Source organism: Natrinema sp. 74 (genome assembly GCF_046097095.1).
Lineage (GTDB): Archaea > Halobacteriota > Halobacteria > Halobacteriales > Natrialbaceae > Natrinema.
In genome coordinates, this window is sequence record NZ_CP175698.1 from 2,592,025 (window position 1) to 2,617,342 (window position 25,318).

27 protein-coding genes and 1 tRNA gene are annotated in these 25,318 nt (G+C 65.4%); 21 read left to right on the plus strand and 7 right to left on the minus strand.

Features of this window, described 5'->3' with window-relative positions; translation table 11 throughout:
• The first annotated feature begins 14 nt into the window (after positions 1-14).
• Positions 15-659 (plus strand): helix-turn-helix domain-containing protein, encoded by a 645-nt coding sequence (locus ACJ70B_RS12920; protein ID WP_408957404.1) that lies wholly within the window; start codon positions 15-17, stop codon positions 657-659.
• A 59-nt stretch (positions 660-718) separates the two neighbouring features.
• Here ACJ70B_RS12920 and ACJ70B_RS12925 read toward each other — a convergent pair whose 3' ends face one another.
• Together ACJ70B_RS12925 and ACJ70B_RS12930 are read right to left on the minus strand one after the other, a co-directional pair.
• Entirely contained in the window at positions 719-1,012 is a 294-nt protein-coding gene (locus ACJ70B_RS12925) for a hypothetical protein (RefSeq protein ID WP_408957405.1), read from the minus strand.
• Positions 1,013-1,090: 78 nt separating this feature from the next.
• Positions 1,091-2,461, minus strand: coding sequence for a metallophosphoesterase (locus ACJ70B_RS12930; protein ID WP_408957406.1), 1,371 nt, complete (start codon positions 2,459-2,461; stop codon positions 1,091-1,093).
• Positions 2,462-2,611: 150 nt separating this feature from the next.
• On the opposite strand from ACJ70B_RS12930, the gene ACJ70B_RS12935 reads away from it, so the two are divergent.
• Positions 2,612-3,091 carry an RNA-binding protein gene (locus tag ACJ70B_RS12935; protein ID WP_408957407.1) on the plus strand — a complete coding sequence of 160 codons (480 nt, stop codon included), beginning with the start codon at positions 2,612-2,614 and terminating at the stop codon, positions 3,089-3,091.
• 173 nt (positions 3,092-3,264) lie between these two features.
• Positions 3,265-3,714, plus strand: a complete 450-nt coding sequence (locus ACJ70B_RS12940) for a cyclic nucleotide-binding/CBS domain-containing protein (protein WP_408957408.1) — start codon at positions 3,265-3,267, stop codon at positions 3,712-3,714.
• Between the two features lie 51 nt (positions 3,715-3,765).
• Here ACJ70B_RS12940 and ACJ70B_RS12945 read toward each other — a convergent pair whose 3' ends face one another.
• A complete protein-coding gene (locus ACJ70B_RS12945) occupies positions 3,766-4,533 on the minus strand; it encodes a DUF1028 domain-containing protein (protein WP_408957409.1) in 768 nt (255 codons plus the stop codon).
• Between the two features lie 53 nt (positions 4,534-4,586).
• Positions 4,587-5,609, minus strand: a complete 1,023-nt coding sequence (locus ACJ70B_RS12950) for a hypothetical protein (RefSeq protein WP_408957410.1) — start codon at positions 5,607-5,609, stop codon at positions 4,587-4,589.
• Between the two features lie 244 nt (positions 5,610-5,853).
• Here ACJ70B_RS12950 and sepF point away from each other — a divergent pair, with 244 nt between their 5' ends.
• The 3 genes from sepF to ACJ70B_RS12965 all read left to right on the plus strand — a co-directional run bounded on the left by sepF (position 5,854) and on the right by ACJ70B_RS12965 (position 7,258).
• On the plus strand, positions 5,854-6,216 hold the full coding sequence (gene sepF / locus ACJ70B_RS12955; protein WP_408957411.1) for a cell division protein SepF: 363 nt from the start codon (positions 5,854-5,856) through the stop codon (positions 6,214-6,216).
• Between the two features lie 143 nt (positions 6,217-6,359).
• Positions 6,360-6,827 (plus strand): helix-turn-helix domain-containing protein, encoded by a 468-nt coding sequence (locus ACJ70B_RS12960; protein ID WP_408957412.1) that lies wholly within the window; start codon positions 6,360-6,362, stop codon positions 6,825-6,827.
• Between the two features lie 56 nt (positions 6,828-6,883).
• The gene (locus ACJ70B_RS12965) at positions 6,884-7,258 is read left to right on the plus strand and encodes a VOC family protein (RefSeq protein ID WP_408957413.1); all 375 of its coding nucleotides are present in this window, start codon (positions 6,884-6,886) and stop codon (positions 7,256-7,258) included.
• A 42-nt stretch (positions 7,259-7,300) separates the two neighbouring features.
• Here the strand turns inward: ACJ70B_RS12965 and ACJ70B_RS12970 are convergent, their stop codons facing one another.
• Positions 7,301-8,500, minus strand: coding sequence for an MFS transporter (locus ACJ70B_RS12970; protein WP_408957414.1), 1,200 nt, complete (start codon positions 8,498-8,500; stop codon positions 7,301-7,303).
• Positions 8,501-8,817: 317 nt separating this feature from the next.
• Between ACJ70B_RS12970 and citZ the strand changes: the two genes are divergently transcribed.
• From citZ to argS, 14 genes are all read left to right on the plus strand, one after another.
• Positions 8,818-9,966 (plus strand): citrate synthase, encoded by a 1,149-nt coding sequence (gene citZ, locus ACJ70B_RS12975; protein ID WP_408957415.1) that lies wholly within the window; start codon positions 8,818-8,820, stop codon positions 9,964-9,966.
• Positions 9,967-10,102: 136 nt separating this feature from the next.
• On the plus strand, positions 10,103-10,246 hold the full coding sequence (locus tag ACJ70B_RS12980; RefSeq protein ID WP_408957416.1) for a hypothetical protein: 144 nt from the start codon (positions 10,103-10,105) through the stop codon (positions 10,244-10,246).
• Positions 10,243-10,920 (plus strand): helix-turn-helix domain-containing protein, encoded by a 678-nt coding sequence (locus ACJ70B_RS12985; protein ID WP_408957417.1) that lies wholly within the window; start codon positions 10,243-10,245, stop codon positions 10,918-10,920. Before ACJ70B_RS12980 ends, ACJ70B_RS12985 begins: the two co-directional genes overlap by 4 nt.
• A gap of 20 nt (positions 10,921-10,940) precedes the next feature.
• Positions 10,941-11,366, plus strand: coding sequence for a gamma-glutamylcyclotransferase (locus ACJ70B_RS12990; protein ID WP_408960110.1), 426 nt, complete (start codon positions 10,941-10,943; stop codon positions 11,364-11,366).
• 255 nt (positions 11,367-11,621) lie between these two features.
• Complete coding sequence (gene ilvA, locus ACJ70B_RS12995; protein WP_408957418.1) at positions 11,622-12,833, plus strand: threonine ammonia-lyase; 1,212 nt, start codon at positions 11,622-11,624, stop codon at positions 12,831-12,833.
• Positions 12,834-13,063: 230 nt separating this feature from the next.
• Positions 13,064-14,554 carry a cytochrome ubiquinol oxidase subunit I gene (locus tag ACJ70B_RS13000; RefSeq protein WP_408957419.1) on the plus strand — a complete coding sequence of 497 codons (1,491 nt, stop codon included), beginning with the start codon at positions 13,064-13,066 and terminating at the stop codon, positions 14,552-14,554.
• Positions 14,547-15,551 (plus strand): cytochrome d ubiquinol oxidase subunit II, encoded by a 1,005-nt coding sequence (locus ACJ70B_RS13005; protein ID WP_408957420.1) that lies wholly within the window; start codon positions 14,547-14,549, stop codon positions 15,549-15,551. The genes ACJ70B_RS13000 and ACJ70B_RS13005 overlap by 8 nt, the downstream gene beginning before the upstream one ends.
• An 84-nt stretch (positions 15,552-15,635) precedes the next feature.
• Positions 15,636-16,016: a Rid family detoxifying hydrolase gene (locus tag ACJ70B_RS13010; RefSeq protein ID WP_408957421.1), complete on the plus strand. Its 381-nt coding sequence runs from the start codon at positions 15,636-15,638 to the stop codon at positions 16,014-16,016.
• A gap of 25 nt (positions 16,017-16,041) precedes the next feature.
• Complete coding sequence (locus ACJ70B_RS13015) at positions 16,042-16,287, plus strand: hypothetical protein (protein ID WP_408957422.1); 246 nt, start codon at positions 16,042-16,044, stop codon at positions 16,285-16,287.
• A gap of 47 nt (positions 16,288-16,334) precedes the next feature.
• Positions 16,335-16,416 (plus strand) — tRNA-Ser (locus ACJ70B_RS13020).
• A gap of 560 nt (positions 16,417-16,976) precedes the next feature.
• A complete protein-coding gene (locus tag ACJ70B_RS13025; RefSeq protein ID WP_408957423.1) occupies positions 16,977-17,936 on the plus strand; it encodes a succinylglutamate desuccinylase/aspartoacylase family protein in 960 nt (319 codons plus the stop codon).
• A 1-nt stretch (position 17,937) separates the two neighbouring features.
• Positions 17,938-19,098 carry a pyridoxal-phosphate dependent enzyme gene (locus ACJ70B_RS13030; RefSeq protein ID WP_408957424.1) on the plus strand — a complete coding sequence of 387 codons (1,161 nt, stop codon included), beginning with the start codon at positions 17,938-17,940 and terminating at the stop codon, positions 19,096-19,098.
• Between the two features lie 24 nt (positions 19,099-19,122).
• The gene (locus ACJ70B_RS13035; protein WP_408957425.1) at positions 19,123-19,671 is read left to right on the plus strand and encodes an NUDIX domain-containing protein; all 549 of its coding nucleotides are present in this window, start codon (positions 19,123-19,125) and stop codon (positions 19,669-19,671) included.
• 353 nt (positions 19,672-20,024) lie between these two features.
• The gene (gene argS, locus ACJ70B_RS13040) at positions 20,025-21,854 is read left to right on the plus strand and encodes an arginine--tRNA ligase (RefSeq protein WP_408957426.1); all 1,830 of its coding nucleotides are present in this window, start codon (positions 20,025-20,027) and stop codon (positions 21,852-21,854) included.
• 111 nt (positions 21,855-21,965) lie between these two features.
• Here argS and ACJ70B_RS13045 read toward each other — a convergent pair whose 3' ends face one another.
• Positions 21,966-22,559, minus strand: a complete 594-nt coding sequence (locus tag ACJ70B_RS13045; RefSeq protein WP_408957427.1) for a hypothetical protein — start codon at positions 22,557-22,559, stop codon at positions 21,966-21,968.
• 316 nt (positions 22,560-22,875) lie between these two features.
• On the minus strand, positions 22,876-23,763 hold the full coding sequence (gene minD, locus ACJ70B_RS13050) for a cell division ATPase MinD (RefSeq protein WP_408957428.1): 888 nt from the start codon (positions 23,761-23,763) through the stop codon (positions 22,876-22,878).
• Between the two features lie 198 nt (positions 23,764-23,961).
• Between minD and prf1 the strand changes: the two genes are divergently transcribed.
• Positions 23,962-25,221 (plus strand): peptide chain release factor aRF-1, encoded by a 1,260-nt coding sequence (gene prf1, locus ACJ70B_RS13055; protein ID WP_408957429.1) that lies wholly within the window; start codon positions 23,962-23,964, stop codon positions 25,219-25,221.
• Positions 25,222-25,318: the final 97 nt, after the last annotated feature.

Here is a 25,318-nt window from a genome sequence, read left to right on the forward strand (position 1 = left end):
GAAATCGTCGGACGATGAAACGAGCGTCGTTTCGCGTCGCGTATCCGGACGCGATCGCACATCCCCTGCACCGGCGGCTTACGACGGTGGACGGTGTGTCGACCGTCGACCTGTTGATGTGGGGACCGATGGGAACCGTGGCGACGCTGCTCTGGTTCGACTGTGCGCGGGACACCGCCGCCGAGGTGTTGACCGCCGTCGACAGCGTCGAGACGAGCGATTTCGTCGCGGGAGACGACGGGACGTACGCGTTCGTCCACCAGACGGCCTACGAGTTCGAGGCATCGGTGCTGACCCTCGTCTCGGACTCGAGACTCGTCTTCCTGCCGCCGATCGCGTTTCGCGACGACGGAACGGTGCGGTTCGAGGCCGTCGGTCAGCCCGAGGCGCTGACCGCGTTCTACGACGAACTGACGCGTCTGGCCGACGGCACCATCGAGCGCGTCCGGGATTTCGAACGGCGATCGCCGCCGGCGACGGTGACCGATCGACAACGGGAGGCCCTCGAGACCGCCGTCGCCGTCGGCTACTACGAGGTTCCTCGGTCGGGCACCGTCGCCGAGGTCGCCGACGAACTCGGCTGTGCCACCAGCACGGCCGGCGAACTCCTGCGGAAAGCCGAATCGGCGGTCGTTACGTCGATGACGAACGCCGGATAGCGGCGGTCGAAACCGTGCCCGGCTGGCGGCGATGCAGTTCGACTCAACCGGGCCGCTCGTCAATACTCCTCCTCGAGCGTGCCGTATCGGTCTTCGACCGCCGCGAGATACTCCGCGAGAAACGCGTTCCTGCTCCGGTCGCCGGCCTCGAGGTCGACGAGCAGCGCCTCGAGTTCGTCGCGCGGGTGGTGACACAGTTCGCGATGGCAGGACTTACAGAGGTGTTCGAACGTCTTGTCCGCGCGGTCCCAGCGGTCGCCGTGTTTGTCGTACTCGCGGGCCTCGTCGCGCGGGCGCTCGGTGCCACAGGCGAGACAAGTTACCGTCTCCGTGCGGTTCCGAGAGGGCCACATACTCCGTTCGACGGTGTGGGACCACTTAGCAATTGGCCCCGCGTTGCGTCCGCCCCGACGATCGGGGCGCTCGAATCTCTATCGTTCATCCGTGCCGCCGGGTGCTGACTGCCGCTCGAGATCGGCGTCGCGATACGATTCCCCGTCGGGATACTCGAGCGGGCCGCCGGGATCGATCACCGTCCGGGATGGGATGGGATCCGGCTGTGGCGGGCGGTTCGCGACCAGCCGTTGAAAACGCGTGAGGTCGACCGACTGTTCGGTGTCGATCTCCTCGTATTCGACGACGATCTGGTCTCCCTCGGCGAAGATCCGGACGGAACTCAGTCGAAAGGAAGGGTAGTACACGCCCGGGAGCCGCGAGAACCGCGTTTCGACGTGCCGGAGCTTCTTCAGCCAGGTCCCCGTGTTGACGACGACCCGATCGCCCCACTCGGTGACCGATGCGCGATGGGTATGCCCGTAGACGAAGACGGCGATGTCGGGGTTCGCCTTGAAGACATCTCTGGCCGCGTTCAGGAACGGCTCGTCGCCCTGACCGACGCGAACGCCCGAGAGCATGACGCCGAAGCGCTCGAGGGTGCGTTTCAGATCGCGTCTGAAAAACCACAGCGGGATCGCGAGCAATAGCAGGATCGCGATGATTACGAGGTTGATCGCGACGATGAGCTCGAGGACGATGGCGGCGACCCCGAGCGCGTGGATCACCGGGTTGTCGGTGAAAAACTGCGCCGGCAGGATCCCGACCGTCTCGAGGACGGTGCCGAACAGGTAGACGAGCGTGAGGTTGAAAAAGACCAGCAGCGGGACGACGACCGCGCGGAGGAACGGACTCATCTCCCGGTAGAAGTAGTTCGAGAGGAGCCAACGGGGAATCTCCTCCATCGGAGCGACCGACTGGATGTCGCGCAGCCAGTCGCCTCTCGCTTGGCCGGAGTAGCGGCCGGCCGCGGCGACGATCCGCTGGACGACGAAGTAGCCAACCGGGAGCGCATCGGGATCGCCCCAGTCTGGCAGTCGATTGTTCGCGTCGCGTTGCTGTCCATGTTCGATCCAGATTCGGGCGTCGCCGACCTCGCGGGTGATCGCGACCTCCTGCTCGAGCACGACGTTGAACTCCGCGAGGCGATCGACGTGTGCGTCGTAGCAGGCGAGGTCGTAGTCGTGGTTACCTGGGATGAGCGTGACGTCTATCGCCGCCCCGGTCGCACGGAGCTGTTCGAACACGCGCGGGTGGTCGTCGATCACCTGCTCGAGTTTCGCCGGTCCCGTCACTTCGGCGTACTCCCATAGCCCGAACGCGTCCCCGTTGATTATCAACTCGACGTCGCCGCCGCACGTCTCGAGATCCGCGAGAAAATCACAGAGTTCGTCCTCGAAGTCGAGCGCCGTCAACTGCTCGTCGCCGCCCATGTGAAGATCACTGATGAAGACGTACTCGCTGGCCATCGGACGGAGTCCGTCATCCTACCAGCCCCGGTGGAATAGTGGTTTCCCCGTGACCGACCGGGTCGTCACTCCGAGTCGGATCGCAGCGCCCGACTTCGCCGATCCGCATCGAATCTAACCTATTAAATGCGTCCGGGCGGTAGCGCGAGTATGCAGGTCAAATCGCGACACCATCTTCGCAGCGACGCCGTCTCCGATCTCGAGGCGGCACTCGAGGACCACCTCGGCGTCTCGCCCGAGGGCGACGCCTACGAGCGCGTCGAGTTCGAGACCACCGACTGGGAGGTCGTTCTCATCGACGGCGAGCCCCAGGTCGCATATTTCGACGAGGAGCCGTTTCTCACGGTTCGCGGGGCCAACGCCTACAAACCCGAAAAGCGGCTTGTCACCGTCGACGCGGGGGCCATCTCCTTCGTCAGCGACGGGGCCGACGTGATGCGCCCCGGTATCACGGAGGCGACCGACGATATCGCTCCCGACGATCTGGTCGTGATCGCCGAGGAGTCCCACGGGAAGGTGCTCGCGGTCGGCCGTGCCCGCGTCGACGGCGCGGACATGGCTGGGGACGAGGGGAAGGTCGTTGACTCGCTACACCACGTCGGCGATGAACTCTACGAATTCACGGGGTGATCTGCCGTTCGACGGGACTTGTAATGTTGCACTATCGTTCAAATATACGTTCTGTTTGTGTACAATTGCTGCCCAAAACCCAATTCTTGGCCAGCGTGTGCTAGCAATACTAAGACATTGGTCACGTATGTCCATGGTGGTTATATACTCCGTTCTGGTAACACGCGCCATCTATGATCGAAACGACCGTCGAAACCGTCGAGTTCCCCGCACCGCAGACGATCACGCCCGACGCGCGCCTGTCCGAAGCGGCCCACCACCTTCGCCGGACCGACGTGCCGGCGCTCGTGGTCCGTCGTGACGAGTCGATCGTCGGTATCGTCACCGAGTCAGACATCGTCGCGCTGGTCGCAGAAACGGACGAGCGACCCCCCGTTCGGGAGTTCATGTCGACGCCGGTGACGACGATCTCGCCTGCGGCGACGCTCACCGAGGCCGCCGAAACGATGCGGTTCGCTGGCGTGAAACACCTCCCCGTCGTCCACGACGGCGTCTACCACGGGCTACTTTCGGTCCGGACGCTGGCCCCCTATCTCTCGCGACACCGCCTCGAGATCGAGTGGGCGGGCGAGCCGCTGTCTCTCGGGTCGACCGCAGGTCGAGAGGCCACCGCGGGCCGCTGATCCGAGCGCACTCGAGGAACAGATTTGACTCGCGTTCGGGTCTCGATGGGGCTACTCTTTCTCGGCTTCATCCAGCGAATCCGCTTCGAACGCGCCCTCGTACCGGGCGAGCGTGTCGCGATAGCCTCGCACCGCGAGATCGTACGTTTCCCGGAGATCCGCGATCGGCGTCTCGGTCGCGTCGATCCGCAGATCGTTGTACGGTGGCTCGACGGCGTGTGACTCCGTCGACGCGACGGCCACCGCCGCGCTCTGGACCGGTAGCTCCTCGCGTTTGTCCCCTCCCTCGCGGTCGCCGGCCGCCAGCGCGTCGATCAGCCGTTTTGCGAGGGGATCGGTGTCGACGGCGTCGGTGACGGCCGACGGGCCCGTCGACGGATCTGTAGTTCCATGGACCGCGGTCGCCTCGTAGGCATCGGTGACCGCCTCGAGCACCTCCTCGCCGGTCAGCATGTTCCCCGCGACGGTGTAGTGGTCGCGCTCGCGGTGGCCGTCCCAGTCGACACAGCCCTCGCCGGAGAACGCGAAGGTGTCGACGGCGTCGACGCCGTGGACCTGCCGCTGGGACGCGCTGTCGTCGGCGTTGAGCAGCGCCTCGAGCGCGTCGTCGATGGCAAGGCCGTCGTCGACGTATGCGAGCCCGCGCTCGCCGAGGTCGACGTTGACCAGGCTCTGGGTCGCGACGGCACCGCCGTCGCTAACGAACGGGCAGAGCGTTCCGACGCCCGGCAACCGCGTCGTGACCGCAACGCCGAATCGGCGGTGTTGGTCGCCGCTTTCGGTCTCGTACTCCTCGCGAACGCAGATGCTGAACGTCATCGGTTACGCGGTTTCCGACTGGAAATAAAAACCTGGCCGTCTTTCGAGGGGCGTTATTCGAGATAGCCAAGCGCCGAGAGCCGATCCTCGACGACAGCCTCGTCGGCATCGCCTTCCGTATCGGTTGGCCCATCGTCGCCGGTCTTCTCGATGGCCACCGCGTCAGCAACCGAGTCGACTGGCTCCGTCCGCACGATCGGTTTCCGCTCGGAGTACGGCGGGACGTACCAAGGGACGGTGTTCAGGACCGGAATCCGAATATTACTCGGATGGAAGTAGACCGGGACCGGGAACGGCGTTGCCCACTCGCCGACCGCGTTCCCGTGATCGGCCGTGATCGCCGTCTTCCCGGGGAGGCGGTCAGCCAACGGGAGCGCTTCGTCGAGCACCCGATGCAGATTATCCCGGTACGATTCCCAGAAGACGCCGGCTTCGACCTCGTCCTCGCGCAGCGCCTGCCAGACTGACTCGAACTCGATGTCGCTGTCGTCCTCGCTGTCGTCCTCGAGGACGGCCCCGCGGAGCCCCTCCATGAGACCGCTCTCTGCGTCGAGTCGCGTGTCGCCGATGAAGGGGGCGTGTGGCTGCATGAAATGGACGATTAATCGCTTGTTCGGGTGCGACTCGTGAGCGGCCAGCGCACGGTCGGCGAGATCCTCCGGGAGCACGACGCCTTCGTCATCGTTCCACTCGTCGATCCAGGCGCGGTCGGTGTGATAGAACGTTTCGTCGAGGATCCGCTTTTCGTGGGGGTTTGCAGTGACGTAGACGGTGTCGTTGTACGTCCGCCCGGCGAAGTTCTCTGTGAGGAACTCCGGCGATGAACTGCCCCGCGATCGGAACTCGCTCACCTCACCCGCCAGCGATCGCTTGGCGTAGAGTTGCATGAAGAGGTCGTACCGACAGCCGTCCAGAATGAGGAGGTTGTCCCAATCTGCATCCATGATGTACGCTCCGTCGTTGCCGTGAATGCGCTTCTGAACGGGGCCGATGATCGACGACAGGAGCAGTTGGCGGCGCAGAAAGTCATTGCCAATCGCGGCTTTCGCCATCGCCGCTTTCTCCATGAGTCCCATGAATGTATGTTCACAGTTGCTGCTATAAAATCATCCTATCTTTGATACATATAAAATATAAATACGATTGGCTATTTCCAACGGTATGGCGGTTGGCGGCGATCGTGCGCTGCGGCCGAGCCGGCCGAACCGCTATCGGTTGGTGCTCGCGCTCGACGATCGGCCCTGCCTGCTTGCGGTTGTCTCGATTGAACGGTCACGTCTGACGTAAGAACTATACTCGCGGCGGCGGTGGATATCGCTAATGGGACTTATGAGCAAAATCCTCGGCGGTGGCCAGTCGCGAACCGTCGATGATTACGCCGAACTGAATCTCGAGGACGTCTCGACGGAGTCGGCAGCGGCGACGATGCAGGTCCACATCGCGGAGGTCGGCAGCAAGGCCGACGCGATCGACATCAAAGACGCCGTCTACGACGGCGACATCGTCATCGCGGACGTCACACGTCTACGAACCGAGGATAGTACCGTCGAACACATCGTCGACGAACTCCGGCAGGTCGCCCAGGAGGTCGACGGCGACATCGTCCGCAAGGGCGACGACCAGATGATCATCACGCCGACGGGCGTCCGGATCAGTCGCGAGAAGCTCGGCCAGAAGCTCTAGGCGACGACCGCGATTGCATCGTCGAACCGCGCTCGCTATCGCCATCTAATTCTCCGCTCGAGCGCGTTCGATCCACGGTACGAATTGCCACCCGGCGGGAATTCCCGGTTCCGGTTATGCCGTGTACGTCCACACTAGCGCGTATGACGGGTTTTCGTGCAACGGTCGTCATCCGCGACCCGGACGGCTGTCCGGTCGCCGACGTCTCGGCACGCGCCGACGAGCCGGTCGTCGAAGTGCTCGGCGTCACAGCGGACGCCGCGGTCGACGGCGGTGCCGGCGTCGACGTAACGCCGGTCTGGACAGCTGGTCGGGGCACGATCTACCGATTCGAACGCGGCGAGGCCGCCGACTGTGCCTGCGAAATCGTCGAGGCGCTCTCGCAAGGCTGCGAGGACGCCTCTGCCGATCCGGTCGTCGTCGACCGGAACGAGCTCACGGCCCGCCAACTGGAGGTCGTGAACACGGCCCACGAGATGGGCTACTTCGACTATCCCAAGGGCGCGAACGCGACCGACGTGGCCGACGAACTCGGTATCGCCCGGTCGACGTTTACCGAACACCTCGCGGCGGCCCAGACGAAGCTCATGGACGCGATCCTCGAGCAGTAAGCCGACACGGCCGATCGATCAGTACCAATTTGACGGACGACCGCTTCGTCGATGACATGGACGTCATTCACACGGCGCTGTGGGTATCGGACATCGAGCAAACGCGGGATTTCTACGTCGACGGCCTCGGGCTGACGGAGAACTGGTCGTTCACGGGTGACGACGGCGTCGAGAACGTCTATATCGGCGGCGAGAACGCCGAGTTCCAGTTCAAGTACGATCCCGACGGCGGTCCCGACATCGATTCGGGATCGATGGCCCACGTCGCGGTCGGCGTCGACAGTACCGACGAGACGTTCGAGCGACTGCTCGAGCGCGCGGAGCCGCCGGTCGAGACGGAACCGACGACCATGGACGAGATCGGCGTCCGCGTCGCGTTCGTCGAGGACCCCGACGGCTACGTCGTCGAACTGGTCGAAGAACTCGCGTAACCTGAGGCGTCTCGAGCGTTCGACGAACCGACGCTCGAGTGGCTACGCGTCGGTCACGGCGGGCTCTGCGACCGTCGGTTGCGTCCGGACGACGTGGACGACGAGGACGGAAGCGACCACCGCGACGCCGGCGAGGAAGAGCCAGGCAGTCCGGTAGCCGACGGTGTCGGCCAGATAGCCAAAGGAGGGCGGGGCGACCAGCGCGCCGCAGGTGAGCGCGAGCTGGCCGCCGGCGGTGGCACCGCCCATCTCTTCGGCTCGGACGAGCGTCGCCATGGCGGAGTAGTAGACGCCGGTGTAGCCGAGCACGAAGAAGCCGAGGACGGCGAACGCGACCGCGGCACCGAGTGCGGTGGTCGTCGATGTGACGACGACGAACATGACGGCGCTACCCAGCGACTGAACGACGAGCAGCGCACCGATCCTGACGCGGGGCTCGCCGGGAAGGACATCGCTCAGCCAGCCCGCCAGTACGCGCCCGACGCTGCCAAATAGCTGGACCAGCGCGAGGACGACACCCCCGAAGGCGACGGACGCGCCGATTGCCTCATCGACGTAGAGGACCGTGTAGCCGGTCGTCGTGAACAGGGCCGCGCCGAGGAAGAATCCCGCGGTCAACAACACCACGTACGGTCGATTCGCGCGCAGCGCGCCGAAGTCAGGGTAGCCGGGACCGCCCCCGTCACTCGCGCTCGAGTAGGTCCACGCGAAGCCGACGGTGACGACCGCGCCGAGGGCCGCGGCGACGAGGAAGCCGGCTCGCCAGAACAGCGTGCCCGCGAGGCCGGTGATCAACAGCGCGCTGATGCCGCTGCCGCCGGTGACGCCGACCTGCTTAATGCCCATCGCGAGGTTCTGCCGGCCCGGCTCGATGGCGTCGAAGATCGCCTTGTTCGTCCCCGGCATCGCGGTCCCGTAGGTCGAGCCGAGGACGAACACTGCCGCGAGCAACAACGGGTACGTCGGTGCGCCCGCGACCAGCAACACGCCACACGTCAGTCCGAGAAGGCCCAACGTCAGCGCCGATCGCTCGCCGAACCGGTCGGTCAGCGCGCCGAGTGGCAGCAAGAAGACGGCATAGCCCAGGGTAAGCGTCGTGACGACGATGCCGACCCGAAACCGAGAGAGGCCGAACGCATCCCGGAAGAACGGCGTCGCGGCGAAGATCGTGTAGTAACAGATACTCGCCGAAATCTGCCACGTCGTGACGAGCAGGACAGTCCGCCAGTACGACCGGTCCATTGGACGGTGGCCCTTTGCAAAGGGGTCTAAAAAGCGTGACGACCCCCGATCGTCGCCGCTCCCGTCGATAGTTCCGATGAAACACCAGCAATCGCAAACGACTCGCCGTCACCGACCCCGAGTCGACGCTCGGCGACCTCGACCATAAAAAATAATTATAGTATGTCGTTCAGGAACGATTGACTGTCTGTTCGTTTGATCACGAAACGAGCCTTCGTCTGTAGTCGTAAAAGCGGCAAATTGGGACATTCGACGTGCCGACGACCGTCACTGGGCAAACGATAATACTTTTCCATTGCGGTCCGAAATCCCTGAGTATGTCTGACGACCTCAAGAAAGGGCTCGAGGGTGTGTTGGTTGCCGAATCGGAACTTAGTTCGATCGACGGCGACGCCGGCCGGCTAATCTACCGCGGCTACACGATCGAGGATCTGGCCCGCGGCGCGAGCTACGAGGAAGTCCTCTATCTCCTCTGGAACGGTCATCTTCCTTCCGAGGACGAACTCGAGCCGTTCACCGACGCGCTCATGGATGAGCGTGAAGTCGACGACGCCGTCCTCGAGACGATGGCGAAACTCGCCGACGCCGACGAGCGGCCCATGGCGGCGCTGCGCACCGCCGTGTCGATGTTCTCCGCCAACGAGCCCGAAGCCGATGCCGACCCCGAGGACCTCGAGGCAACGCTTCGGCAGGGGCGTCGGATCACGGCCAAGATTCCGACCGCGCTCGCGGCATTCGAGCGCTATCGCCTCGGCGAGGAGCCGATCGACCCGCACCCTGATCTCGGACTGGCGGCGAATTTCCTCTACATGCTCTCCGGCGAGGAGCCCGACGATATCGCGGCCGAGACGTTCGATCAGGCGCTGATCTTGCACGCCGATCACGGCCTGAACGCCTCGACCTTTACCTCGATGGTCATCGGCTCGACGATGGCCGACATCTACAGCGCCGTCACCGGCGGCATCAGCGCCCTGTCGGGACCGCTCCACGGCGGCGCAAATCAGGACGTCATGGAGGTCCTGATCGAGATCGACGAGAGCGACCTCGATCACCGCGAATGGGTCGAACAGGCGACCGAGGAGGGGCGGCGCATCCCCGGCTTCGGCCACCGCGTCTACAACGTCAAAGACCCTCGCGCGAAGATCCTGCAAGAACGCAGCGAGCAACTCGCCGAGACGGGCGAGAGCAAGTGGTACGACTACACGACCACCATCGAGCAGTACCTCTCCGAGGAGAAGGGCCTCGCCGAGAAGGGCATCGCGCCGAACGTCGACTTCTACTCCGGCTCCGTCTACTATCAGCTCGGCATCCCGATCGACATGTACACGCCCATCTTCGCGATGAGCCGCGCCGGCGGCTGGATCGCCCACGTCCTCGAGTACCAGGAGGACAACCGCCTCATCCGCCCGCGCGCTCGCTACACCGGCCCCGAGAACCAGGAGTTCGTTCCGCTCGCGGAGCGATAACGCTGTGAACCGCCCGGCCGTTAGGCCGGTCGTCGCGTGCGTTCGGTCGTCCCGCCTCGAGGCGATCGCGTCCGACCGTCTCCTTTTCCGACGGGAGTCGGCCAACAGTTAACAGCGCTCGAGCCCATGTCAACGTATGCTTCGCAGCGACTCGCGTACGCCGTGGCGAAACTCGTTCGAGCGGCGGAGCGTGACCACGCAAACGGCGCGATCGACACCGCTTAGCGCGCCCGAAGCGGAGAGACGAGCGGCGCTTGTCTTCCTCGAGCACGAGCGATGAGCTTTATCGCGGAGTTTGCGTTCTCGAGCCCGATCATGCGTGCGACCAGGCAAGACGTCCCCGGCGTCACGATCACGGTCGAAGACGAACAGCCGGATCGAACCGGCGAGTCGAAGCTGATCGTCTGGGCGACGGGGACGGAAGACGACCTCGAGCGCTTCTTTCGGACCCTCCCGACCGACCCATCCGTGACGGCGTTCGAGATCCTTTCGACGCTCTCCGAGCGACGCCTCTGCCGCGTCACGCTCTCTGACGATGGCGAACGCGGTCTGACGTACGTCGACGCGATCGACGTCGGTATCACGTTCCTCGATATCGAGTCAAGCGGCAGTGAGACGAGGTACCGCGCACAGGTTCCAAACCGCGACGCGCTCTCGCAGTACCGCGAGCGGTGCGCCGAACGCGGTCTCTCGTTCGACCTCCGTCGCCTCTATCGGATCGAAGCGGACGAGACGGAACAGTACGGGCTCACCTCGCGCCAGCGGGACGTGTTACGCCGCGCGCTGGACGCGGGCTACTTCGAGGTCCCGCGCGAGATATCGACGGAAGAGTTGGCCGACGAGTTCGACATCTCGAGTCAGGCTCTCTCCGCGCTTCTCCGACGCGGACACAGAGCAATCTTACGGAGTGCGTTCTCCGACCCAGAAAGCGAGTATCGAGACGCCGATCGGTGACCTTCGAGCGACGAAATCTCGTGCTTGTCTTCGTCTACGGGACGCTGACCGAACCAGAGCGAGTCGCGACCGTCCTCGGGTGCGACCCCGCCGACGCGGCGGACGTGTTCGTCGCCCGCGCGACGCTCGAGGGACTCCACCGCGTCGAGGGTCGGTACCCGACGCTCGCGCCGGGCGGCAGCGTCGACGGACGGCTGCTCGCGGTCGATGCGGCCGAACTCGATCGACTCGACGACTACGAGGGGGTCGACGACGGGTTGTACGTCCGCGTTACGATCCCGGTCGTGTCGGGCGCACCCGACGTCGCTGACCGGCGGTGCCTGACGTACGTCGGCGACCCGGATCGGCTCGGCGCCGACGCGAACTGGCCTGCCGGCGAGTCGTTTCGCGACTGCGTTCGAGAGGTCGTCGCTCGCGCCGAAGTCGTGGTACGGTGTCACGAATGACGCTCGTCTGCCCACCGTCAGACAACACTCGTTTCCCGCCGCAGCCGGGCGATTTCACTTTCGCCTCGGGTGCATGAGATTTATATGCGATGGGTCCCCTTCTTCGGTTGCACGTCACACGCCGTGCATTCCCTGTATTCCCTGTCGTGCTGTCCAGGTGTGACAGCACGTTCCTGCCGGGGGCCGACGGCGGAGCCCGCCGACGGCTCTCCCGGTCCCCGACAGTCTTACACTGCACGCCGAGTAGACCAGCGTATGCTCGAACTCTCGGACGTTCTCGAGGCGCGCGAGCGGGTACGAGAGACCGCTCGACGGACGCCGCTCGAACGCTCGCACACCTACTCGTCGATGACCGGGGCCGACGTTCGGCTCAAATTAGAGACCTTCCAGCGGACGGGTGCGTTCAAGATTCGCGGGGCGACAAACCGGATCGCGACGCTCTCCGAGGCGCAAACGGAGGGGGGCGTCGTCACGGCGAGTGCGGGCAACCACGCCCAGGGGGTCGCACTGGCGGCCACGCGCTCGGGCGTCGATTCGAAGATCGTCATGCCCGAGCACGCGCCGATCTCGAAGGTCAAAGCCACGAAAAGCTACGGGGCGGAGGTCGTCCTCGCGGGCCGGGACTACGACGCGGCCGCCGAGCGCGCCCACGAGATCGAACGTGAGGAGGGCCGGACCTACGTCCACGCCTTCGACGACGAGTACGTGATGGCCGGCCAGGGAACGATCGGCCTCGAGATCGTCGAGGACTGCCCCGATGTCGAGACCGTCGTCGTTCCCATCGGCGGAGGCGGCCTCATCAGCGGCATTGCGGTCGCGATCAAAGAGCAACACCCCGACGTGCGCGTCATCGGCGTCCAGGCCGAGGGGGCCTCGAGCGCCGCTGACTCCCTCCAGAAGGGCGAGCGGGTCTCGATCGACGAAGTCGACACGATCGCGGACGGCATCGCCACCCGCAGCATCGGCGAGCAGACCTTTCCTTACATCCAGAAATACGTCGACGAGGTCGTCACCGTCTCCGATCCCGAGATCGCCGTCGCGCTGGTCTACTTACTCGAGCGCTCGAAGACGCTCGTCGAAGGCGCGGGCGCGGTCCCCCTCGCCGCAGTTCTCTTCGAGAAGTTCGAGTACGTCGAGGACGAGATCATCGTCCCCGCGCTCTGTGGCGGCAACATCGATCTGAACACGCTCACGAACGTCATCATCCGCGGGCTGGTCGAGACGGGTCGCTATCTGAAGATCCGGACCGTGCTCAAAGACCGACCGGGAGCGCTCGAGGACCTCCTCGAGATCTTCACCGCACACCGGGCGAACATCTACGCGATCCACCACGACCGGACCTCCCGCGAGGTCGAGATGAGCGACACCGAGGTCGAGATCGAACTCGAGATGCGCGGCCCCGACCACGTCGATACCTTCCTCTCGGCTCTCCGGGACGCGGGGTACGCGGTCGACGTGCTAGCCTGATACGGCTGCTGTCACTGGGTACCGGCGTCCCCCGGATGCGGGTCCCGGGGACCTGGAATGACGTCCAGTGGCTCGGCTGCGGTCGCCGTCGCCGCGAGCCGATTTGCTTTCTCTCGTCTAAGACGCGCGGTCAGTTAACGCAGCGAGCGGTTCCCAGCGCTCGAGAATCGACGAGAACCCGTCAAACGTCGGGCGAATACGTTCGACCGGGCACACGCCCGGAGTGTTTCATGGTCGATCCAGTCTTCGCCAGTCGACTTCAGTTCGCGCTCACGACTATCGTCCACATTATCTTCCCCGTGATGAGCATGGGGCTCGCCCCGTTCCTCGTCTACTTCACGTGGAAGTCGATCCGCTCATCGGATCCGGTCTGGGAACGCCAGCGGCGGTTCTGGACCGAGATCTTCGCGATTAGCTTCGTCGTCGGCACGGTGACGGGGCTCGTCCTCGAGTTCGAGTTCGGAACCAACTTCGCGGCCTTCGCGACGTTCGCCGGCGAACTGTTCGGCGGCCCGCTGGCCGTCGAGGGGATGATGGCCTTCTTCCTCGAGGCCACCTTTCTCGGCGTCTTCGTCTTCGGCCGCGAGAAAGTCGGCGACGCCCTCTATCTGGTGTCGGCGGTCGCCGTCGCACTAGGGACGTGGCTCTCGGCGGTCTGGATCCTGATCGCCAACTCCTGGATGCAGACCCCGCGCGGCTACGAACTCGTCCAGCGGGGCGGCCGGACGGTCGTGACGGTGGTCGATCCCGTCGCCGCCTACCTCAACCCGCGGTTCCCGTGGATGTTCGTTCACATGCAGTCGGCGGCCGTGCTCTCGGTCGCGCTGTTCATGGCCGGAGTCGCGGCGTACTTCGTCTCTCGCTCGAGCGCCGACGGCGGCGAGGGCGATGACGATCGCGACGACGACGAGTCGGACTCACGTACCGACGACACCCGCTTCTGGCGCACGACGCTCAAAATCGCGCTGCTCGTCATGCTCGTGACCGCGCCGTTTCAGGTCGTCCACGGCGACTCCTACGCGCGCCACGTGGCCGACACCCAGCCACAGAAGTTCGCCGCCATGGAGGCCCAGTACGAGACCGAAGCGCCAGCCGCGCTCCACCTGGTTGCGATTCCGACCGATCCGAGCGCCTTCACCGACCCGCGCGCAGAAAACCTCTGGACACTCGACATCCCCGCGCTCGCGTCGATTCTGGCGAGCGGGGGTAATCCCACCTACCCGGTACAGGGCCTCGAGACGTTCCAGGGTTCGCCGCCCGTCGCGATCGTCTTCTGGTCGTTCCGCATGATGGTGTTGCTCGGCTTCTGGTTCGTCGGACTGGCGGTATGGGGTGCCTACCGCTGGCGACACGGCGAACTCTTTACCGACCGGCGGCTGCACCTCGCGTTGATGGGGTCGGCCCCGCTCGGGTTCGCCGCCGTCGAAATCGGCTGGATCGTCACCGAGGTCGGTCGCCAGCCGTGGGTCGTTCAGGGCCTGCTCCGCACTCAGTCGGCCGTTTCGCCCGGGCTCACCGGGACAGAGGCCACGCTGACGCTCGTCGGCTTCGCGCTCGTCTATACCGGACTGCTCGTCGGCTACGGCTACGTCGTCCGGCGAATCATCCGATCGGGGCCGCCCGAGATCGACGCCGCCGAATCGGCGTCGACCGAGGAGGGAGGCGAGGACTCGAGTCCCTCCGATCGCACGCCGACAGCGGAGGTGAGCGGCGATGACTGAGCCCGACATCGTCTCCCCCGACGTGCTCGCGCTCGCGCTCCCCGTTGATCTGCCGACGCTGTGGGTGATCATCATCTTTGCCTTCCTTGGGACGTTCCTCTTCCTCGACGGGTTCGACTTCGGAGTCGGAGCGCTGTTCGCGACGCGAACCGACGAGGCCGAGCGCGAGCGACTCCTCGCGGCGATCGGCCCCTTCTGGGACGGCAACGAGGTCTGGCTGGTCGTCTTCGGCGGCAGCCTCTTCGCGGCGTTCCCACCACTTTACGCCGCCCTATTCAGCCGCCACTACCTGCTGCTGTTCGGCATTTTGGGGGCGCTCATCTGCCGCGGTCTCGCGCCGGAGTTCTACGAACAGCGCGAGGACGATCGCTGGCAGCGCTGGTGGGGACGGGCATTCATCGTCGGCAGCGTCGCCTCGCCGTTCCTGCTCGGCACCGTCGTCGGCAACTGGCTGCTCGGCACGACCGTCACTGAGGCACCGGCGACCCTCCTCGTCGGCCTCGCCGTCGTCGCGCTCACCGTCGTCACCGGCGGCGCGTTCGTCGCCCTGAAGACCGACGGCTCTCTCGCGACCGACGCCCGGATGTGGGGTGTACGCGCCCTCGCGGCCTACCTCTCGCTGGTCGTCGCGGTCCTCCTCGCGCTGGTTGCCCGTCCCGCGATTCGAGACGCCCTACTCGAGCCCCGTCCGCTGGCGCTCGTTGCCCTCTCGATCGCGGTCGGCATCGGTTACGTCCTCGCGATCAGGCGCGAGCGTGACCTCCTCGCGTTTCTCGCGGCCGGCGGCCTGACCTACGCGCTGGTCGCGCTCGTCGCGGTGTTGCTGTATCCGACGCTCGATCCGGCGACCGGATTGACCGCCGCCGAGGCCGCGATCTCGCCGCTCCCGCTACGCCTGCTGACGCTATCGGCGAGTCTCCTCGTCCCGCTGGTCTGTGTCTACTTCGCCGTTCTCTATTCGACGTTCTCCGGACCGGTCGAGGCCGAAGGCTACTAACTGACGGTCTGGCTCCCCGCTCGCGGCCGCGCCGCCGCCTGCGGACCGCGAGGCTTTAAGCGCGGCCGGATCGACGCTCCAGATATGAAACGGGTCATCGAGACCGACGACGCACCCGCCGCGGTCGGCGCGTACAGTCAGGCGACGGCCGACGGCTCGCTGCTGTTCACCGCCGGCCAGATTCCGCTGACGGCCGACGGCGAGTTGCTCGACGATGAACCGATCGACGCACAGACCGAGCAGGCCCTCTCCAACCTCGACGCCGTCCTCGAGGAGGCAGACGCCACGTCCACAGACATCCTCAAGGCGACCGTCTTCCTCGACGATATCGAAGATTTCGAGGCGATGAACGAGGCCTATGCGGACTACTTCGACGACGAGCCGCCGGCCAGAAGCGCCGTCGAGGTCGCCGCCCTCCCGAAAGGCGTCGGCGTCGAGATCGAGGCCGTCGCGACCCTCGAGTGATCGCGGTACCTGCGGTGACCGACGCATGAGCGGCTATCCGTCCGCAAAGATGGGCCTCGATCCCCGCTTCAAATCGGCCCTGCTGTGGGGGCTCGTCGGCGCGCTCTCGTTTCTGGTGCTCGCCTTCGGCTACGCGCTGGCGGTCGAGCCGATCGCGTCGATCGCCGGTGTTGTCGGGGTCGCGCTGTCGGTCGGCGTCGGTGCCGGAACCGGTGCGTACCTGCTCGAGCCGCGGCTCGCGGCGTGGGCGACAGATCGCACGACGGAGTGAACGTATCTCGTAAGGGTTAAACGACGGACCCGGCTACGAGTACGTGAGCCAGGATGGCCGAACGGTAAGGCGCACGCCTGGAAAGCGTGTTCCCTTTCGGGATTCAGGGTTCAAATCCCTGTCCTGGCGTTCTGTCGCAAACAACTTCGTGAGCGACAGGACCCCGTAGGGAGTTGAATCAGGGAGGTCACAGCCCGCGCAGCCGAGCCAAGCAAGGCGAGCAGGACCGTCTCGCAGCTATTCGAATCACTGTTCTGGCGTTGTATCGAATTCGACGCTCGAGTGAGCCGCCGGCATCGATCGACCGGTAGATGAACGAGAGAGTGGCTGGACGCTGGATCAGCGCTTGATCTCCGCGGGGGAATCGGTCGCGATCCAGCAGTCGGGATCAGCTGGATCTCTGAGCCTGAGCCTGCCGCTTTGACACACCACGAGTTCGTATTGATCGTCCATACTGATCCCACCGAGATGGGCACTGAGATCGGATATCGTAACGCGGTCCGTACCGACCGCTCGGCTCAGTACAGGCAGTCCATACCGTCCACGTAGTGCCGTCGTAAACCGGCTGTCGGTGTCGGTCGGTCACGGCGCGGGCTACGCGCCGCCGGAGCGACTGACCGCCGCCGCTGGTGGCAGAATACCCGCCGTCAAAGGATAGTATAAAGGCCGGCGGGTTCATCGTGACGGACATGACGACGACGCTCGGAACGGCGAGCGCGGGGCCCGGCGAGATGGACACGGGCCGTCTCGAGGTCGGCGAAACGCGGGACGGAAGCCCGTTTGGGCTCCCCGTCGCCGTGATCAACGGCGCATCTCGCGGGAAGACGCTCTATATGCAGGCGGCGAGCGACGGCGACGAACTCAACGGCGTGGGCGTCCTCCAGCGCGTCGTGCCGCGGCTCGATCCGGCCGACATCTCGGGGACGATCCTGATCGTCGGGATCGTCAATTACCACGCGTTTCAGGTCGCCGAACACCGAAACCCGATCGACGACACGAAGATGAACCGGGCCTATCCGGGCAATGAGAACGGCACCTCGAGCGAGCGGATCGCGGCCGCGACGTTCGACGCCGCGACCCGGGCCGATCTGATCCTCGACCTTCATCAGGGGTCGACCAGCCGGATGTTAAACGAGGTCCGCGTGCGCTGTGGGACGCGCCACCGGCTTCACGACCAGTGTCTCGAACTCGCGAAGGCCTTCAACTGCGGCTACGTCCTCGATCAGAAGGGGCCGGACGGCCAGTTGGCCCGCGCGGCCCCCGACGAGGGAATTCCGACCGTCGACCCCGAACTCGGCGGGGCCGTCGGCTGGGACGAGACGAGCATTCAGAAAGGCGTCGAGGGCGTCTTCAACGTCCTCCGGTACTACGGCTTCCTCGAGGGCGACCAGCACCTCGAGGCCCAGACCCACGCCAGCGGCTTCGAGCAGTACGGTGCGCCCGCGGGCGGGCTCGTCACGCTGCAACAGGACCTCGGCGATCGGGTCCGGCCAGGTGAGCCGCTGTTCGAGGTGACCACGCCCTTCGGCGAGCCCAAGGCCGAGGTCACGGCCGACAGCGACGGCATCCTCTGGCGGGCGCGGCGACTGCCTCAGGTCGCGACCGGCGAGTACGTCTGCTCGGTCGGCACCGATATCGGGGAGTACTGAGATGGCCGTCGATCTCACCTGCCCCGAGTGCGGTTCGGTCTACGAGGCCGGCCCCAACGAACCGTGGCGCTGTGGCTGCGGACACGCACTGGAGTTCACCGAACGGCCCCACCCGCAGGGCGATCCCTTGCCGCTGCACAGCCTCGACACCAGCGAGGGACTATGGACGTTCTTCGAGTTCCTCCCGATCGAACAGCACGTTACCTTTTATGAGGGCTTTACGCCGATGGTCGACGTCCCCGACTGGGGCGCTGCGTTCAAACTCGAGTACGTCTTCCCCACGGGCTCGTTCAAGGACCGCGGCGCGACGACGACCCTCTCGCGGGCCGTCGAACTCGGCGTCGAGAAGGTCATCGAGGACTCCTCCGGAAACGCGGGTGCGTCGATCGCGACCTACGCCGCGCGAGCGGGCCTCGAGGCGGACATCTACGTCCCGGCGGACGTCAAACAGTCGAAGCTGATGACGATCCAGCGGGCCGACGCCCGCCCGGTTCGCGTCGATGGAGCCCGCGCCGACGTGACCGCGGCCTGTCTCGAGGCGGTCGAGGGGAACTCGAGCGGAGACGACGAGACGACGACCGGCGAGCGTGACGCTCCGTACCAGACGGGCGAGGGCTGGTACGCCAGCCACGCCTGGAATCCCGCCTTCTACGCCGGGACGATGACGTTCGCCTTCGAAGTGGCCGCCCAACAGGGGTGGTCCGTCCCCGACGCCATCGTCCTCCCGATCGGACACGGCACGCTCTTTCTCGGTGCCTACCGGGGCTTCTCGCTGCTCAACGAGGCCGGCATCGTCGAGGAGATGCCCCGGCTGCTCGGCGCACAGGCCGCCGGCCACGCCCCGATCGTCGCCGCGCTCGGGGGCGAATCGACCGACGAGGACGGCGAGGGGACGACCATCGCCGACGGCATCCAGATCAGTGATCCCGCCCGCGACACGGAGATCCTCGACGCAATCGCGGAGACCGGCGGCGACGCGATCGCGATCGGCGGCGACCCGATCGAAACCGCACTCGACCGGCTCCACCGCAACGGGTTCTACGTCGAGCCGACCTGTGCGGTCGCGCCGGCCGCCCTCGAGCAGTATCGCGAGGCCGGCGTCATCGACGAGGACGACGACGTGGTCGTCCCGCTGACCGGCAGCGGACTGAAAACCCTTTGAACCGCCGGTCCGACCACACGATAGATGGTTAGCCGACCGCCGACGTTCTGTCCCGACTGCGGCAACCGACTCGAGGAGACGACGGTCGACGATCGCGAGCGCATGCGCTGTCCCGACTGCGAGGCAGTCGTCTGGCACAACCCGGTCCCCTGTGCCGGCGTCGCGGTAGTCGACCGCTCCGGCCGAGAGCCGGCCGTTCTCTGTGTCGAACGCGGCGTCCCGCCGGGCGTCGGCGAGTGGACGATCCCCGGCGGCCACATCGAGACCGGCGAGGAGCCGCCCGAAGCGGCCGCACGCGAACTCGAAGAGGAGACCGGGGTCGCCGTCGATCCGGCAGACCTCGAGATACTGGCTGCGTCGGCGGTGCCGCCTCGAGGGGGCAAACACGTCGTGACGGTCCACTACGTGGCCGATCGGGCCGACGCTGCTGGCGACCCGGTCGCGGGGAGTGACGCGACGGCCGCTCGCTTTTGGACGCCCGCCGAGTTCGACGCCTCCGGAGAGACCTTCCGGCCGGTTCACGAGCAGCGGTTTCGGGAGGCCACGGCCGCGTTCGGGCCTCGATCGCGATAATCGGCGACCGGAGGCCGGACGCGACCGCGACTTCGCCGCTCGATCGTCACCTCGTCGCCGGGTTTGTGGACGGAGACTGGCGCTCTCGAGGGTTCCGTCCGTCTCGTCCGAGGATTCTCGAGCGAGTATCGTCGCCGTTGCCCCTCCCGTGGTCACAACAGCGTTTACCGAGGCGCGCGTCTACCCCGGCCGATGGTCTGTGACGAATGCGGACGCAAAATCGAGAGGACGCGATTGTATACCGTGACCGAGCGGGGCGAGCGGGCCCTCGGCGTCTTTCATCCGGAGTGTTCGCCGTAGGCCTCGAGACGGAACCCGACATTCCTTTACTCCGGCCCTGAATACGGGCGGGTATGTTCCTCTCCCTACGCGCGGAGGTCGAGGACGCCCTCGAGGGGGCGCTCTCCGCACTCGAGTTCCCGACGGACGACCTCGGGATCGAAGAACCGCCGGACGACGTCGACAGCGTGCTGGCCTCGAGCGTCGCCTTTCGACTCGCGAGCGAGGCCGGCGCGCCGCCGCCGCAGGTCGCCGGGCAAGTCGCCGACGAGATCAACGCCGACGATCTGACCTACGTCTCCGAGATCCGGACGCAGGGTCCCTATCTCAACTTCCTGCCGAGTGACGCCTACCTCGCCGCGACGCTCGAGGACGCGACCGACGAGCGCTACGGCCGCCTGCCCGACCGCGACACCAGCGTCGTCGTCGAGCACACGAGCGCGAACCCGACGGGGCCGGTCCACGTCGGCCGTGCGCGAAACCCGATCATCGGCGACGCCGTCGCGAACGTCCTCGATTTCGCGGGGTACGACGTCGATCGGCACTACTACGTCAACGACGCCGGCCGGCAGATGGCCGTCTTCACCTGGGCCTACGAGACCTTCGACGAGGCGGCCCTCGAGGAAGAACCCGAACGCGATCGCGTCGAGTACGACCTCGTGCGCTATTATCGCAAGGGCAATGCCTTCCTCGAGAACGCTCCCGTGGACGAGGTCGCGGACGCCGAAGCCGAAATCGAGTCGATCATGCAGGGTCTCGAGGCGGGCGACGACGAGGCCTACGAGCGGGTCAGTGAGGTCGTCGATCAGGTGCTCGGCGGGATGACGGAGTGTCTCGCGCGTCTGCCGGCCGAGTTCGACGAGTTCGTCAAGGAGACGCGGTTCATGCGCAACGGCGACACCGACGACCTCGTCTCGCGGCTGAAGGAACTCGACGAAGCAGTCTACGAGGAGGACGCGTGGCAACTCGAGCTCGATGATCACGGGATCGACAAGAACCTCGTCTTCCTGCGCTCGGACGACACCTCGCTGTACGCCACCCGCGACCTGGCCCACCATGAGTGGAAGTTCGACGAGTACGACCGTGCCGTGACGGTGCTCGGCGAGGACCACAAGCTCCAGGCCAGACAGCTCCGGACGACCCTCGAGTTGCTGGGCAACGACACCGAGGGCCTTCGACAGGTGCTGTACTCCTACGTCAACCTCCCCGAGGGGAAGATGAGCACCCGACGCGGCACCGGCGTCGATCTGGACGACCTACTCGACGAGGCGATCGACCGCGCACGCGAGGAGGTCGAGGATCGGCTCGACGACCGCATCCGCGACGACGAACTGGACGACGACGACATCGAGCGCATCGCCCATCAGGTTGGCATCGGCGCGGTCCGCTACGATATCGTCTCCAAGCAGCCGACGAAGGCGATCACCTTCGAGTGGGACCGTGCGCTCGATTTCGAGGCCCAGTCTGCCCCCTACGTCCAGTACGTCCACGCGCGCTGCTGTGGCATTCTGGAGGAGAGCGCGGCGCGAAGCGCCGCGGAAGACGCGAGCGGGCAGCGCCCGCGAGCGGCCGACATCGACCTCGAGACCAGCATGGACGACGTCGAGACGGCCGTCGACGCCGACTTACTGGAGACCGAGGCCGAACGGGACTTACTCGAGACGATCGCGCGGTTCCCGGCGGTCGTCGACGAGGCCGCGGACGACCTCGAGCCCCATCAGATCGCGACCTACACTCGCGAGTTCGCCGACCGGTTCAACGCCTTCTACCGCGAGTGTCCGGTGCTGGCCGACGACGTCGACCCGGACGTCCGCGAGGCGCGGCTGGCGCTCGTCGCGGCCTCGAAACACGCGGTCGCGAACGCGCTGTCGATTCTGGGCGTGGCTGCACCGCGCTCGATGTGAGATAGCCACTGCGAGTGGGTGATTCGCTCTCTGCGGTCTGGGATCGCCGCCGGTCGCCCACGGTGCCCAGCCAAAAGAACGGTCGCTCCCTGTTCCGTCGACCACCGACGGTTACTGCGATTCGCCGACGGTCGAGAGGACGCGATCGACGAACTTGCTCTGGCTCAGTTCGCCGTTTATGTACTTGACTGCCCACGTCACGTCGACGTAGAACGACATCACCTTCGCGCCGTCTTTCTCGAAGACCCACGTGATACTGTCGACCGCGGCCGCGAACGCTTTGGGGTCGGTGATCGCCCCCTTCATGTCGTTGCCCAGCGATTCTAGTTCCGCGAACAGCGTTTCTGGGTCGGTCGTGGTCGACGTGGCGACGACGTTGAGTTCCTTGCCGCTCTTGGTGACGTTCTCGATCGTCAGCTTCTCACTGTTGAGTTTTAGTTTGTCGCGCTTGAGCCCAGGAATCTTCGCTTCGCTGTTTCCATCGCCGTTGCCGGTTCCATTGCCGTCGCCGGTACTGTTGCCGGTGCCGTCGCCGGTACTGTTGCCGTTGCCATCGCCGGTACCGTCGCCGGCACCATCGGACGAATCGCCGGAGCCGCCGTCGTCGCTCGAACTGGAGTCGTCGCCCGTCTGGTCGCTCGAGCAACCCGCGAGGACGGTTGCGATCGCTGCGCCACTGCCGAGGAGGATCTTTCGTCGCTCCATGGGCGAGCCATCGAGAACCGCCGTGATTAGTAATCAGTTCGTTATCGTTTCTATCGGAATGGACCGCGAATTTAGACCGTAAGCGCCCGTATCCCGGTTCCGGAAACGGTCGACAAACATGTCGTGACCGATCGCTCGCCGGCGCGTCCCGATCCGTACGTCGCACGTGACTTTCACGACCGGACGAACGTCTAGCCGAACGGTAATGGCTCCATTCGAACAGTTCGAGGACGACGAACAATGAGTTGGCGAGCGAATGCGCCACTTACCAATGGGGTAACGGGTGCAAACGGGTCCGCCGGCGGCGGACGATCGATCAGCCGTCGGTTTCGGCTTCCGTAATCGCGCTCGAGACGTCGTCGTGTGCCGCTTCTCGCCCGTCAGCGGTATCGGCGTCGTCGGCGACGTCGGCGTCGGTCTCCCCGTTGGTCGCGGTATCGGCGGCTCCGAGTTCGTCGCTCGTCCCATTGCCGTCGTCGGTCGGCGATCCGACGTCGACGCCGGTCAGGTCGGCCGCCAGCCGACGGTACGCGAGGGCGGCCGGTCCTCTGGGTTCGAAGACGACCAGCGGCGTCCCGGCGTAGACGCTCTCCCGCGCCGTGGGGTCTTCCGGGATCGTTCCGAGCAGCGGCAACTCGAGTCTGTCGGCGATATCCTCGTGGGAAACGTCGCCGTCGGGGCGGGTCCGGGTGAGGACGATGCCGGCGAGGTCGCCGCCGGCGCGGTCGGTCAGTTCGATCGTCTTCCGCGTGTCGTGGACGGCCGCGGGCTCGGGCGTCGAGACGAGAACGACGGCGTCGGCCAGCCCAAGCGGAAGGACGGTTTCATGGCTGATTCCCGCGCCGACATCGAGAAAGACGTAGTCGAACTGCGAGCGGAGGTCCGCGACGACTTCGCGGAGCCCCTCGGGGGAGGTTTCGGCGTAGTCATCGAGGCTGGTCCCGCTCGGAACGGCGACCATGTTGTCCGCCAGTCGGTAGGTGGCGTCGTCGATCGATGCGTCGCCGGCCAATACGTCATACAGGGTGGTCGAGTCGGGAGAGAGACTGACGAATCCGGCAAGGTTCGCCATGCCGAGGTCGGCGTCGACGATGGCGACGCGTTCACCGGCCTCCGCGAGAGCCGTGCCGAGGTTTACCGTGGTCGTCGTCTTCCCGACACCGCCCTTCCCGCTCGCGATGGCATAGACCGTCTCGTGAGACATACTCGGATACTGTCCGGACCCTAGAACGGCAACACCTTAAATCGTGACCTCGCTTCCCGACTCGTGGCGCCGTGCCGACACGTCGCGCCAACAGGTCTCGCTCGGGCGGACGGCGCAGGGTCGCGCCGTCCCGCGGTGCGGACCACACCGGCAGGTGTGTCAAAGGATTCTTACCCACAGCCCCGTTTTATACGGGTAATGAGCCAGGAGGGCGAGCAGGAGCAATCCGACCGGAAGAAGTACGAGTTCCGGAAGGTCATCGAGGATCTCAAGAACTACGACGGCTCCGGAACGCAGCTTGTGACGATCTATGTTCCCGAGGACAGACAGATCAGCGACGTCGTCCAGCACGTTACCCAGGAACACAGCGAGGCGGCCAACATCAAGTCAAAGCAGACCCGGACGGCCGTCCAGGACGCGCTGACGAGCATCAAAGACCGGCTGCGATACTACGACACGTATCCACCCGAAAACGGCATAGTGCTCTTTTCCGGCGCCGTCGACTCCGGCGGCGGCCGCACCGACATGGTCACGAAGGTCCTCGAGAGCCCGCCCCAGCCCGTCGAATCCTTCCGCTATCACTGCGACTCCGATTTCCTGACCGAACCCCTAGAGGAGATGCTCGCCGACAAGGGCCTCTACGGGCTGATCGTCTTGGACCGACGCGAAGCCAACGTCGGCTGGCTGAAAGGGAAACGCATCGAACCGGTCAAGTCCGCCTCCTCGCTCGTCCCCGGCAAGCAGCGCAAAGGTGGCCAGTCCGCCCAGCGATTCGCCCGCCTGCGACTCGAGGCCATCGATAACTTCTACCAGGAGGTTGCGGGGATGGGCAACGATCTGTTCGTCCCGAAGCGCCACGAACTCGACGGCATCCTCGTCGGCGGTCCATCGCCGACCAAAGACGAGTTCTTGGACGGCGACTACCTCCACCACGAACTGCAGGACAAGGTCTTGGGCAAATTCGACGTGGCCTACACCGACGAGTCCGGGCTGAAGGACTTGGTCGACAACGCCGAAGACGCGCTGGCCGACGCCGAGGTGATGAAAGACAAAAAGGAGATGGAGGAGTTCTTCAAGGAACTCAACGCTGGCGATCTGGCGACCTACGGCTTCGAGCAGACCCGCCGGAACCTGGTGATGGGCGCGGTCGATCGCCTGTTGATCAGCGAGGACCTCCGCAAGGACGTCATCACCTACGACTGCCCCGACTGTGGCACCACCGAACGCGAAGTCATCGATCGTCGGAAGTCGACGCCGACACACACTTGCACCGAGTGTGGCACCGAAGTCGAGGCAACCGAGGAAGACCGCGAGGACGCCATCGACCATCTCATCGACATCGCCGAACAGCGCGGTACCGAGACGAAATTCATCTCGACGGACTTCGAGAAGGGCGAACAGCTCCTCAGTGCCTTCGGCGGCTTCGCCGGCATTCTGCGGTACTCGACCGGAGTGTAAACACCGCGCGGTTCGGTGGCCGAGGGGCCACGACCGGTCGCATGCACCGACCAGTTGCTCTCCTTCGACCCGAATAACTCGCAGTTCTCGAGTCGGC